This window comes from Nonomuraea sp. NPDC048892 (assembly GCF_040649735.1).
Lineage (GTDB): Bacteria > Actinomycetota > Actinomycetes > Streptosporangiales > Streptosporangiaceae > Nonomuraea > Nonomuraea maheshkhaliensis.
Map to the genome: position 1 here is coordinate 22,823 of NZ_JBEZFZ010000006.1, position 11,285 is coordinate 34,107.

15 protein-coding genes and 1 tRNA gene are annotated in these 11,285 nt (G+C 68.0%); 5 read left to right on the forward strand and 11 right to left on the reverse strand.

The window, feature by feature from the left end:
* Positions 1–55: 55 nt before the first annotated feature.
* A complete protein-coding gene (locus AB0C28_RS21020) occupies positions 56–439 on the reverse strand; it encodes a hypothetical protein (protein ID WP_358076540.1) in 384 nt (127 codons plus the stop codon).
* Between the two features lie 278 nt (positions 440–717).
* Positions 718–1,689 carry an NAD(P)-binding domain-containing protein gene (locus AB0C28_RS21025; protein ID WP_358076543.1) on the reverse strand — a complete coding sequence of 324 codons (972 nt, stop codon included), beginning with the start codon at positions 1,687–1,689 and terminating at the stop codon, positions 718–720.
* 75 nt (positions 1,690–1,764) lie between these two features.
* Between AB0C28_RS21025 and AB0C28_RS21030 the strand changes: the two genes are divergently transcribed.
* Positions 1,765–2,127, forward strand: coding sequence for a helix-turn-helix domain-containing protein (locus AB0C28_RS21030; RefSeq protein WP_357845512.1), 363 nt, complete (start codon positions 1,765–1,767; stop codon positions 2,125–2,127).
* Between the two features lie 67 nt (positions 2,128–2,194).
* Here the strand turns inward: AB0C28_RS21030 and AB0C28_RS21035 are convergent, their stop codons facing one another.
* Positions 2,195–2,452 carry a hypothetical protein gene (locus AB0C28_RS21035; RefSeq protein ID WP_357845515.1) on the reverse strand — a complete coding sequence of 86 codons (258 nt, stop codon included), beginning with the start codon at positions 2,450–2,452 and terminating at the stop codon, positions 2,195–2,197.
* A gap of 68 nt (positions 2,453–2,520) precedes the next feature.
* On the opposite strand from AB0C28_RS21035, the gene AB0C28_RS21040 reads away from it, so the two are divergent.
* Positions 2,521–2,733 (forward strand): hypothetical protein, encoded by a 213-nt coding sequence (locus tag AB0C28_RS21040; protein WP_357845517.1) that lies wholly within the window; start codon positions 2,521–2,523, stop codon positions 2,731–2,733.
* 141 nt (positions 2,734–2,874) lie between these two features.
* A complete protein-coding gene (locus AB0C28_RS21045) occupies positions 2,875–3,306 on the forward strand; it encodes a hypothetical protein (RefSeq protein WP_357845520.1) in 432 nt (143 codons plus the stop codon).
* Between the two features lie 638 nt (positions 3,307–3,944).
* Here the strand turns inward: AB0C28_RS21045 and AB0C28_RS21050 are convergent.
* The 4 genes from AB0C28_RS21050 to AB0C28_RS21065 form a co-directional block, all read right to left on the reverse strand.
* Positions 3,945–4,017 (reverse strand) — tRNA-Thr (locus AB0C28_RS21050).
* 20 nt (positions 4,018–4,037) lie between these two features.
* A complete protein-coding gene (gene rlmB / locus AB0C28_RS21055; protein ID WP_357845524.1) occupies positions 4,038–5,006 on the reverse strand; it encodes a 23S rRNA (guanosine(2251)-2'-O)-methyltransferase RlmB in 969 nt (322 codons plus the stop codon).
* Between the two features lie 44 nt (positions 5,007–5,050).
* Positions 5,051–6,442, reverse strand: coding sequence for a cysteine--tRNA ligase (gene cysS, locus AB0C28_RS21060; protein WP_358076546.1), 1,392 nt, complete (start codon positions 6,440–6,442; stop codon positions 5,051–5,053).
* Between the two features lie 43 nt (positions 6,443–6,485).
* Positions 6,486–6,872 (reverse strand): PPOX class F420-dependent oxidoreductase, encoded by a 387-nt coding sequence (locus tag AB0C28_RS21065; protein ID WP_357845530.1) that lies wholly within the window; start codon positions 6,870–6,872, stop codon positions 6,486–6,488.
* A gap of 341 nt (positions 6,873–7,213) precedes the next feature.
* Between AB0C28_RS21065 and AB0C28_RS21070 the strand changes: the two genes are divergently transcribed.
* Entirely contained in the window at positions 7,214–8,428 is a 1,215-nt protein-coding gene (locus tag AB0C28_RS21070) for a DUF2637 domain-containing protein (RefSeq protein WP_358076549.1), read from the forward strand.
* Between the two features lie 194 nt (positions 8,429–8,622).
* Here the strand turns inward: AB0C28_RS21070 and AB0C28_RS21075 are convergent, their stop codons facing one another.
* The 4 genes from AB0C28_RS21075 to AB0C28_RS21090 all read right to left on the reverse strand — a co-directional run bounded on the left by AB0C28_RS21075 (position 8,623) and on the right by AB0C28_RS21090 (position 10,434).
* The gene (locus AB0C28_RS21075; RefSeq protein WP_357845537.1) at positions 8,623–8,892 is read right to left on the reverse strand and encodes a GlsB/YeaQ/YmgE family stress response membrane protein; all 270 of its coding nucleotides are present in this window, start codon (positions 8,890–8,892) and stop codon (positions 8,623–8,625) included.
* 97 nt (positions 8,893–8,989) lie between these two features.
* Positions 8,990–9,277, reverse strand: coding sequence for a GlsB/YeaQ/YmgE family stress response membrane protein (locus tag AB0C28_RS21080; protein WP_357845540.1), 288 nt, complete (start codon positions 9,275–9,277; stop codon positions 8,990–8,992).
* A 186-nt stretch (positions 9,278–9,463) separates the two neighbouring features.
* Positions 9,464–9,934, reverse strand: a complete 471-nt coding sequence (gene ispF, locus AB0C28_RS21085; protein WP_346103199.1) for a 2-C-methyl-D-erythritol 2,4-cyclodiphosphate synthase — start codon at positions 9,932–9,934, stop codon at positions 9,464–9,466.
* Between the two features lie 17 nt (positions 9,935–9,951).
* On the reverse strand, positions 9,952–10,434 hold the full coding sequence (locus AB0C28_RS21090) for a CarD family transcriptional regulator (RefSeq protein WP_043624891.1): 483 nt from the start codon (positions 10,432–10,434) through the stop codon (positions 9,952–9,954).
* Positions 10,435–10,613: 179 nt separating this feature from the next.
* On the opposite strand from AB0C28_RS21090, the gene AB0C28_RS21095 reads away from it, so the two are divergent.
* The gene (locus tag AB0C28_RS21095; protein WP_357845543.1) at positions 10,614–11,267 is read left to right on the forward strand and encodes a copper chaperone PCu(A)C; all 654 of its coding nucleotides are present in this window, start codon (positions 10,614–10,616) and stop codon (positions 11,265–11,267) included.
* Positions 11,268–11,285 lie beyond the last annotated feature (18 nt).

Here is an 11,285-nt window from a genome sequence, read left to right on the forward strand (position 1 = left end):
TGACCTTCTGTTCGTAAAGGCAGGGCAGAAGGCCCATCTATGCGCTGCCGGCCGCTCAGAGAAGGTCGCCGCCCCAACTCTCTGCGGCCGCAGTCCCCGAATCGAACACGAACTCAGCTCCCACCCGCTCGGTGCCGTCCACTCCGCCGCCGCACCGCTCGACAACACGGATGAGTCGTTCACCGATGTGCCGTACGAAGGGAACGTCATCCGGGGCGGAGACCACATCGACGCGGCTGCCCAGCTCTTCCATCACGTAGCTCTGCCTTGGCTCGCCTGGCTCGATCTGAAACGACCAATCGGCGGCGACTTCGACGCCAATGATCACCGACTCCAAGCGAAGCCACACCTCGATGACTTCAGGGACGTTGGTTCCATGCACGAACTGGGCGACCACCACTTCGATCAGACGCTTGGTCGCCAGACTCGCAAGATCCATGAAATCGGCTACCCTGCTCTGATCTCATTCCCGGGAGCGGTCTCCGCCAGGATACGCGCACCCGAACGAGGCACCCGGCGACCGGTGGACTGGTCACGGTTCGCGATTTACTCCGTCGCGTGCGGGCGACCGAAGGGAGCTCGCAGGCCCGAATCTTCGTCGCTCTTATCGCCGTCCCAGCCCAGGGCTTCGTCCCCATTCCTCATCTCTCCCAACTACGGCCGCCCCCGCGCTACGACGCAACCGCCGTCATCTGCGACGGGTTGGACTCGTCCGGCTTATGGCTGTCGCGCCGGCTTTCTGAGCACCTCGGTTAGGGCCGAGATGCTCTGATCGCCGTAGCCTGCCTCAGCTGCCCGCCTCACCAGGTCATGAAGCGGGGCGAGCCAGGCCGTGTCGACGTTCGTCTCCTTGGCCAGGTCCTCGTCGTGGGCCGTCCCCGCCGAGAAAAGGTTCACGGAGGAGGCGGCGTCGGTATAGTCGCCGCTGTCGATCTCCTTGGCGTAGATCGGCATCAGGGACTTGATCATGTCCAGCCACTTGCCGGCGAAGCGCACCATCGTGTTCACCTCCAATCCACGCGCCTGGATGGCGGCGGCACCCTGGAAGAAGCCGACGAGCGCCGGCAGCAGCATGGCACCCACCGCCATCTCGTACAGGGCGGCGAGGTCGCTTTCGTCGCCGAGGTGGACGGTGTCGCCGCCCAGCACCTTCAGGACCGTCTCGAACTCCTCAAAGACCGTCTTGTCGCCGCTGTAGTACAGCAGAGTGTCCGGCGCTCCCACGGCCGAGGGCACGTTCTTGACCGCTCCGGCCAGGAACCGGGCGCCGTGCTCGATGGCCCAGACCGCCGTCTCGCGGGCGCCGGCCGGGGAACCGCTGTTGAGGGTGACCAGGGCCCGCCCACGCAGCGGCGCGCCGACCGGCTGCAGTGCCAGCCGGGTGTCATCAAAGGTGGTCAGACAGGTGATGACCAGGGGACTTATCGCCACCGCGTCCTCGATGGCCTCCGCATGCCTGGCTCCCTTGGCGATGAGAGGCGCGGCTTTGGCGGGGGTCCTGTTCCAGACAGTGGTCGGGTGTCCGGCCTTGATGAAGGCCCCGGCCAGTGCCGTGCCCATCGAGCCCAGTCCGATGACGGTCACCGGTGTCATGTTCTTTGCAGTCATATGCATACTCCAGCCACAGAGGTATGGAGGCGAGCGCGCTGCCTTGGAGACCGTCGTGGTCTTGGCGCGGGCCTGATTCATGCTGGCTGGAGCACCTACATTCTCTCAAGTACCTACTTTTTTGCCGGGTACTGACATAAGTGTGAGTATGGGTCGGTGAAGGAGACGAAGAAGCGGACGTTCACCTGCGGTCTCGACGCAGCCATCGCCGTCATGGGAGGCAAATGGAAGGGACTGATCCTGTTCGCGCTCCAGGATGGTCCCCTGCGTTTCGGGGAGTTGCGGCGCGCGGTCCCCGGCATCAGCGAGCGGGTGCTGATCTTGCAGTTGCGGGAGATGGAGACCACCGGGCTGCTGCATCGTGAGGTCTATCATCAGGTTCCGCCGAAAGTGGAGTACTCGCTCACCGAGTTCGGCCATTCACTCAACACCGCGATGGCGCCGCTCGGAGAGTGGGGCGAGGAACACATCGAGCGCATCGAGGCCATCCCGTTTGACGTGGATCGCAAGATGACGTGATTTCGGGATGTCATTTGTCGTGGTCGAACCGGGCAGGCCGGCCGCCGGGCGCCACGAACGGGGCTGATCATCCGGACGTGTCCAGGGCACCGAACTCGGCGCGGGCGGCCTCGACGACCTCGGGGTATGCCTGGCGTTTGTCGTGTTCGGCGAGGGCGCGGTAGATGCTGGCCAGGCTGGGGTTGTGGCCCTTGCGCTTGCCGGTGGGGATGATCAGATCGGGCTGAATCGACTCCAGGGACTCGCCGACGGAGCGGCGGCGGAGCGCGGTGTACAGCATGTCGTCGGTGATGACGGGTGGGCGGCCGCCGTGCCTGCCTGCCATTGCGGGCGACCGCATCGAGGCCTTCGAGGGTGTCTTCGCGGACGTTTTCGTGTTCGGTTTCGGCCACCATGGCAGTCGAGCTGCGGCCGAACACCTACGGCCAGTGGGCGGACTTGGAGGACGACGCCAAGACAGCCACTTTGACGGCGCGGCTGAAGGAGTACAGGGTCAAGACGGACGACACCTGGGGGCACACGCAGAGCGGTAAGGGAGCCAACCGCAAGGGCTTCACCCGCGCCCACGTGGTCGACGCCTGGCGGAAGAGGAAGGGTTCGAACTAGGACCAAGTGCAACCTGGACCGCGTTCGCCTGCGGGCCATGCTGGAGGGCGTGAGTAGTCCACCGGCGAACTCGAGTACCTCGCCCGCCCCGGGAAGGCCGGCATACCGGCGCTATACCGGACGACGCTAGCTTCGAGGCTCATGAAGTTGACTTCCAAGCGCATCGCCGCGATTGCCGCCGGCGTGGTCGCGGCCGCCACGACCATCGCCCTCAATGCGGCGCCTGCCGCAGCCACCACCGTCACGGGCTGCAAGTCCACGCAGACCTTCTCCAAGAGCATCACCGGCGCCTCCGCCGAGGGGTATGTCAAGAGGGGATGCACCGTCAAGGGCAGTGGATGGCAGCGCTACAACCAGGACTACATCTGGTTCAGGACGAGGGACACCAAGTGCGACAAGTACGGCCCCAAGATCTGGATCGGTAACTGGGTGCAGAAGAACGACAACGGTTGCGGCGGCTCGAAGACCGGCTATAACTGGACTGCTTCCACCGGCACCGTCTACAAGTACATGTTGCGCACCTGTAACAGCGGCGGCTGCCTGAACAGCTCCGGCTGGATCACGATCAAGTAGGCAGTAGTGGAAGGGGCTTCTACGCCGCCGCCCTGCATGACTTCGGCCCGGTCCAGACGGCGAGAGCCGGCTCCGCGACCGATCTGAGCTCGGTGACATCGGCCCCGTCCCTGGCCCACTCGGACATGCCGCGCAGCACAGCCGCGAACTAGGCGGCCAACGCGTGCGGGTCGAAGCCGCGTGGAAGCTCCCCGTTCTTCCGTGCGGCTTCGAGCCGCTGCACGAACGTCCGGATTCCCGTCTCGCGGATTGAAGCGGCCCGGAGGTAGGCGGCGACGTCGGCGTGTCCTGGACCGTCACGTTGGCCGTCGCGCACATCACCAGGCAGCCCGCCGGATGGGCCGAACGCGGTGCTCGTAGACAGCCTGCTCCCCAACTCTCCGGTCCAAGGGTACGAAGGGGCGCCAGCGGGCTTTAGCTGGGGGTTTGGGGGCCGCGCCCCCGATGTCACAGCCCGAGCCCAATGCGCGAAGCGCCCCATGGGAGGACCACGCTTTGGGGCTGGGGGCTCGGGGGGCCGTGCCCCCGATGTCACGGCCTGAGCCCCCTTGCGCGTAGCGCTCCCCTGCGATGACCATGCGTTTCCCCGCCGAAAGCCGAAAGGCCCCTGAGCGCGGTTCAGGGGCCTTCTGGTGCAGAGCCGACGAGGGGAATCGAACCCCTGACCTTCTGTTTACAAGACAGATGCTCTGCCGATTGAGCTACGTCGGCACGGCCTACCAGTGTAGACGCTAGAGACGCCTGTGACGAGCGACTTCGTACAGCGCCACCCCCGCCGCCACCCCCGCGTTCAGTGACTCCGTGGCGGCATGGATCGGGATGCGGGTCACCACGTCGCAGTGTTCGCGGACCAGGCGGGACAAGCCCTTGCCTTCCGAGCCTACGACGACCACCAGGGGCTCGGTCAGGAGGTCGGCGTCGCCGATGTCGGTCTGGCCGGCGCCGTCGAGGCCGATGACGAAGAGGCCGGCTTCGCGGTATTCGCGCAGGGCCGCGGTCAAGTTGGCGGCGCGGGCGACGCGGAGGTTGGCCAGGGTGCCTGCGGAGGTCTTCCAGGCGCCGCCCGTGACCCCGGCCGAGCGGCGGGACGGGATGAGCAGGCCGTGGGCGCCGAAGGCGGTGGCGGAGCGGGCGATGGCGCCCAGGTTGCGGGGGTCGGTGACCGAGTCGAGGGCGACGATCAGGGGCACCTCGCCGGCGTCGTGGGCGAGCTCCACCAGCTCCGACGGGTGCGCGTAGTCGTAGGCCGGGATCTGCAGGGCCACGCCCTGGTGGACGGCGCCCTCGGTCAGGCGGTCGAGCTTGTCGCGAGTGATTTCGAGCAGGGCGATGCCGCGTTCGGCCGCGATCTTGATGGAGCCGCGTACGCGATCGTCGTTGTCGATGCGCTGCGCGACGTAGAGGGCGTTGCACGGCACCCCCGCCTGCAGCGCCTCCAGCACCGGGTTGCGGCCGCCGATGTATTCGGGGGCGTCGTCCGAGCGGCGCTGCTGCCTGGCGGGTGCGGGGCGGCGCGCGTCGCCGCCCCGGTCTTCGCGGGCGATGCGCTCGCCGCGGGCCTTGTCTTTGTACCAGTGACGCATCTCGGCAGGCGGAGTCGCGCCGCGGCCCTCAAGCGACCGGCGCTTCTGCCCACCGGTGCCCTTGGCCGGGCCCTTCTTCTTCGCGGGCCTGCCCGACGATCTACCCCCAGCTGCCATGGAACAAGGGTACTCGGGCCGCCGCCCACCTCGGCCCAGATGATCTAGCGGCTGAGCTCCCAGCGGGCGCCGTGGGGGGTGTCCTCGACGGTGATGCCCGCGGCCGACAGCTGGTCTCTGATCGCGTCGGCGGCGGCGTAGTCTTTGCGCTCCCTGGCCGCCTTGCGCTGCTCCAGCGCCACCGCCACCAGCGCGTCGACCACCGGCGTCAGGTCGGTGCCGGCGGCGCGCCACTGCGGCGAGCGCGGGTCGAGGCCGAGGACGTCGAGCATGTTCTGGGTCTCGGCCAGCAGTCGCGCCACGGCCTCCTTGTCGCCTCGCGCCAGCGCCACGTTGCCCTCGCGCACCACCTCGTGCACGACGGCGAGCGCCTGGGGCGTGCCCAGGTCGTCGTCGAGCGCGTCGGCGAACGCCTGCGGCAGCGGCGCGTCGGCGTCGACGTCGTGGATGACCTCGGCGGCGCGCGTCACGAAGCCCTCGATCCGCTGGTATGCGGCCGCGGCCTCCTGCAGCGCCTCCTCCGAGTAGTCGATCGAGGAACGGTAGTGGGGCGCCGCCAGGTAGTAGCGCAGCTCGACCGGGCGCACCTTCTGCACCATGTCGGGGATCAGCAGCGAGTTGCCGAGCGACTTGCTCATCTTCTCGGCGCCGATCTTCAGCATGCCGTTGTGCATCCAGTAGTGGGCGAAGCCGTCGCCGGCCGCCTGGGACTGGGCGATCTCGTTCTCGTGGTGCGGGAAGATCAGGTCGATCCCGCCGCCGTGGATGTCGAACGCCGGGCCGAGGTATTTCGTGGCCATCGCCGAGCATTCGAGGTGCCAGCCGGGACGCCCGGGGCCCCACGGGGTCGGCCAGGTCGGCTCGCCCGGCTTCTCGCCCTTCCACAGGGCGAAGTCGCGCGGGTCGCGCTTGCACGACTCGTCGTCGGTGTCGGCCGCGGCCCGCATGTTCTCCAGCTTCTGGTTCGACAGCGAGCCGTAGCGGTCGGCGTAGGAGCGTACGTCGAAGTAGACGTCGCCGCCCGAGGCGTAGGCGTGGCCGTGCTCGATCAGCCGCTCCATGAGCGTGATCATCTCGGGCACGTGGCCGGTGGCGCGCGGCTCGACGGTCGGCGGCAGGCAGCCCAGCGTGTCGTACGCCCACGTGAAGGCCCGCTGGTTGCGCTCGGCCACGACGAACCAGGGCACGCCCTCCTCGGCCGCCACCCTGATGATCTTGTCGTCGATGTCGGTGACGTTGCGGCAGAACGTCACCTCGTAGCCGGAACGCGCCATCCAGCGCCTGAGCACGTCGAAGTTGACGCCTGACCGGATATGTCCGATATGCGGAGGAGCCTGCACGGTCGCCCCACACAGGTAAATCGACGCCCGGCCGGCTTCGACCGGAACGAATTCACGGATGGCGCGTGTACTGGTGTCGTAGATGTGCAGGCTCACGAACGCAAGGCTAACGCCTCAGAGCTGTCATCACGCCGATAAATCAGCCTCGCAAGTAGACCCTGTCCGGCGAGATCCGTACGATGAGCCGCTCCGTGCCCGGCTTGTCCTCCCATGAGCTACCTCGGTACTTCTGCGACAGCTCCTCGATGAGCGCCCCCTCGGGGTCGGGCGTCACCGTCACCCGGCCGCGCACCTCCACGTAGCGGAGCGGGTTGTCCGGATCGATCACCAGCAGGCTCACCCGCGGGTCGCGCTCGAAGTTACGCGGCTTCTGGCGGCCCTTCACGGTCGAGAACAGCACGTCGTCGCCGTCCGTACGCACCCACACGACCGACGACTGCGGGCCGCCGTCGGGGTTGAGAGTCGTCACGGTCGCGTAATTCGGCGCGTCCAGGAGTTTGCGGACATCGGCTGACAGTGCGGCCATGTAATGCCTCCCATGAGTGATGCATTTGGTTGTTGATTGGTTGGGCGGGTGGGTGGTTGGTCGGTCCGTCCGTCGTGGAATCTCATCGAAGATACTCAGGGCCGCCCGGGTCTCGTCATTCGGTGGGGCGGCGCAGGGGTTCGCCGCTGCGGCAGGGCGGTGCGGGAGTCCTCTTCGGGCGCGGCCGACTCTCTCTCGCGCGGATGGGTCCCGATGGACCTCCCGATGAACGCGGTACGCCTCGCCGGGCGCGCCGGAAGGCCGGAATCCCGTGACTGGCCGAGGAATCGCCCGCCGCCATGAGCGGGGAAGAAGTCAATCTTCTGTAGGCTCGAACCGCCATGGACGTGACTCCCCCCTCTGTGCTCCGCCGACTCGGCCTCGCTCTGGCCGGTCTCGCGGTCGCCGCCCTCGCCGGGGCCGCCTGCGCGCTGTCCTTCGACGACCTGCGCGCGCTGGCCCTCACCGGTGAGGCCCGGCAGGACCTCGCCTTCCTCTATCCGGCCGCCTTCGACGCGCTGCTCCTGGTGGCGCTCATCGGCGTGCTGCTGCTGCGCCCGGCCAAGACGCTGGTACGCGTGCAGGCGGCGTTCGTGCTGGTGCTGCTCATCGTGGCGGCCTCGGCGGTGAACGTGGCCTCGGCGGTGCGGTTCGAGTTCGGCGTGCGGGAGGCGGCCGTCGGCGTGGCGCTGGCGCCGTGGGTGATGCTGGCCCTGGCGCTGTGGCTGTGGTTATTGCTGATCAAGCACATGCAGGGCCGTCGCGGGCAGGCCGCCGAGCAGGATCCGGAACGTACGGCGGAGCAGGACCTCGTGCCCTTCCATCGGCCTCATCCCCAGGCCGAGACCCCGCCCTCGCTCGCCACTGCGTCGACCGCGCCCGTTCTGGAGTCCACTCCGGTGGTCGGCCCCACCGCCGCTCCCGAGACGCCGCCGGTGTCGGCGCGGGTGAGCGAGTGGCCCGTGCAGGAGGAGGAGTCGCCTCAGCCCGCCACCGATGCTCCCGCCGTGCCCGCGCCACGTCCCGCCCCTGAGCCCGCGCCCGACAGCCCCGTTCATGAGGCCCCTCCCGCACCTCGGCCGGCCCCAGCGGACGAGACCCCGGCAGACGATGTACCAGACGCTGTACCAGCGGATGCAGCCCCCGCGGATGAGGCCGCCGACGAGCCGCGGCCGGCTCAGGCGTACGAAGCCGCTGACGAGCCCCAGGCCGCGCCCGAAGCGGAGCCCGCCCCTGAGCCCGAACCGGAGCCCGAGCCGGTGACGCGGCCCGTGCGCTGGGGGGATCGGGTCAAGCCTGCCGACGTCCTCGTCCACCCCCGTCCCAGCGCGGACGACAAGGACGCCGACACCCAGCCGCACCCCATCGTCGCGGACGACACGCCCGACCCGAAGCACGGCCCAGAGCTGGCCGACATGGAGGAGCGGAGGCAGGTCGCCCGCAGGACGGAGAACGCGGGCGAGATGGAGGACACCGCGCCCCATCCGGTGATCCACGACGACACCCCGGCCCCGGCCGAACGTCTGCGCAGCACCCCGCGCCCGCCCGAGGACTGAACACGCGGGACGGGCAGTCAACAGCATGAGGGGACCCGCCCGGGATCGCCTCCCGGGCGGGTCCATGTATCCCGCCTCGCCGGCGCGTCCGACGCTCCATCGCGTCGGACGCCGCGGCCTGAGCCCTGCGCCACGTCAGACGCTCCGTCGCGTCGCACGCCGCGTAAGCCGTCGCGTCGCCTCAGACGGGCGCGTCAGACGTTGCGACCGCGTCTGAGGCCCGCGACCAGGCCCACACCGACGATGGCGAGCACCACCTGCATCACCAGCTCGATCCAGTCGATGCCGGGGGTCGTCTCCACACCGAGTACCTGCGCGAGCAGCGTCCCCAGCAGCGCGGCCACGATGCCGACGACGATGGTGAGGATCCACCCGATGGCCTGCTTGCCGGGCAGCAGCAGACGACCGATTGCGCCGATCACGGCGCCGATCACGATGGCGCCAAGGATGGATTCGATGGTCATGACATGAAACCTCCCCGTGAGGGTGAGCGGTTCACTCTCACGGGAAGTGGGCTACCCGATCTACGGCATTTATGCGCCGAATTTACGAATGGGCAGGTCAGGTCGTTGTTCGGCCGCCTCGGCCGCCGCGTCCCATGCCCATCTTGGTCACGAGGAGCACGCCGGCGACGGCCAGAACGAGCTGCAGGATGTGTTCGATCCAGTCGATCCCTCGCGTGTCGGCCCATCCGAACGCCTGGGCGATCAGGGTACCGATCAGGGCCGCCACGATGCCGACGATCAGGGTCAGGCCGATGGACATGTTCTGCCGGCCGGGCACCAGCAGCCGGGCCAGCGCACCGACGATGGCGCCGATGACTACCGCGGATACGATCGCGCCGATCATGTGTAGCTCCCCCCGAGACGTTCACATGTCTTGGGACACATACCCTCTGATCAGACAAACTACGCATAGATGGGAAGGCGGCGGCCCGTACCGCGCCAGTGACGAACCGCCGCCTCCGCATTCAGCGGATCGGCCGGCGACCCGCCGGGACACCCTCACGTATCCCTACGTAAAGACGCCCGGCACTCAGGAAAGGTTGACCACGAGGGCCGTCGCGATGGCCGCGATGCCCTCACCGCGGCCGGTCAGACCCAAGCCGTCGGTGGTGGTGGCGGAGACGCTCACCGGCGCCCCCAGGGCCGCGCTGAGCGCCTTCTCGGCCTCCTCGCGGCGTGGCGCCAGCTTGGGCCGGTTGCCGATCACCTGGATCGCCACGTTGCCGATCTCGTAACCGGCGGCGCGCACCTGGCGCGCGGTCTCCTCCAGCAGGGCCGCGCCCGTGGCGCCGGCCCAGCGTGGGTCGGCCGTGCCGAACAGCCGCCCGAGGTCGCCCAGGCCGGCCGCCGACAGCAGCGCGTCGCACGCCGCGTGGGCGGCGGCGTCGCCGTCGGAGTGGCCGTCTAGGCCGATCTGGTCAGGCCAGGACAGCCCGGCGAGGTTGAGCTCGCGTCCTGAGTCATCCGATGCGAACGGGTGGACGTCGACTCCGACGCCCACCCGTGGAAGATGTGTGTTCAGGAGTTGAGAACCTCGTCGAGCAGGGCCTCAGCCTTGTCCTCATTGGTCTTCTCGGCAAGAGCCAGCTCGCTGACGAGAATCTGGCGAGCCTTGGCGAGCATGCGCTTCTCACCCGCCGACAGGCCACGCTCACGATCCCGGCGCCACAGGTCCCGAACCACCTCGGCGACCTTGTTCACATCGCCAGAGGCGAGCTTCTCCAGATTGGCCTTGTAACGACGAGACCAGTTGGTCGGCTCTTCCGTGTGCGGCATGCGAAGGACGTCGAAAACCCGCTCAAGGCCTTCCTGGCCGACAACATCGCGCACACCGACGAGTTCCGCGTTTTCAGCTGGCACCTGGACGGTAAGGTCGCCCTTGTCGACCTTGAGCACCAGGTAGGTCTTTTCCTCACCCTTGATGGATCGCTTCGTGATTGCTTCGATCCGAGCAGCCCCATGGTGGGGGTAGACGACAGTGTCGCCGACCTGGAAAGTCATGTGACAAGTACCCCTTCCGCTGTACTCCAGGGTACCACGCATCCACAGCCTCCCGGAACAGTGAAATCCTCATAACTGCAGGTCAACGCCGCATATTGGGGCTTGACAAGCGCTCAACAGTATGAATCGCATTTCCGGACATAGCGAATGACCTGCGGGGGTGCGGATATGACCTTGCATTGGGGTGGATATGGTGGGCGCTGCACATCACGCACGCGCGACACCTGCGCAAGACCAAGGAGAACCCGCCCGTGACCAGCCGTCGCTGGATTGTCGTAGCCGCCGCGTTCTTGGCCGCCCCCGTGCTGGCGGGCTGCGGGGCAGGATTCGACGCCACCACCAACAAGCCGTACGCGCCGAACGAGGCGCAAGTGTTGCTCGATAACGGCCAGTACGGCAGCAAGAGCGGCATTCACATCCCGCAGGCGTTCATCCTCGGCCCCGACTCAGGAGCGCAGCTCCCCTGGCGCGGCTCGGCCCCGATCTACCTGAACATCCTCAACACGGCCGGCGCCCCCGACACGCTGCAGTCCGTCTCGGCCGGGAACATGGGCACCGTCAAGGTCACCGCCCCGATCCAGCTCCCGGTCAACCAGCTCGTCAACACCGGCAAGCCCACCCCTCAGCTCATGCTGGAGGCGATCCCCAAGAGCCTCAGGGGCGGCGAGAGCATCAAGCTGGACCTCCAGTTCGCCCAGGCCGGTGTCGTGTCCATGAACGTGCCTGTGGTCACGCGCAGCCGTGAGTTCGCGCAGTATCCCCCGGCTCCCGGCGCCACCCCGGCGCCCACGCCCACCCCGACGGCCTCCGCCCCCGCGGAGGAGGCCCACTGACAGCGGGTGAGAGGGCCC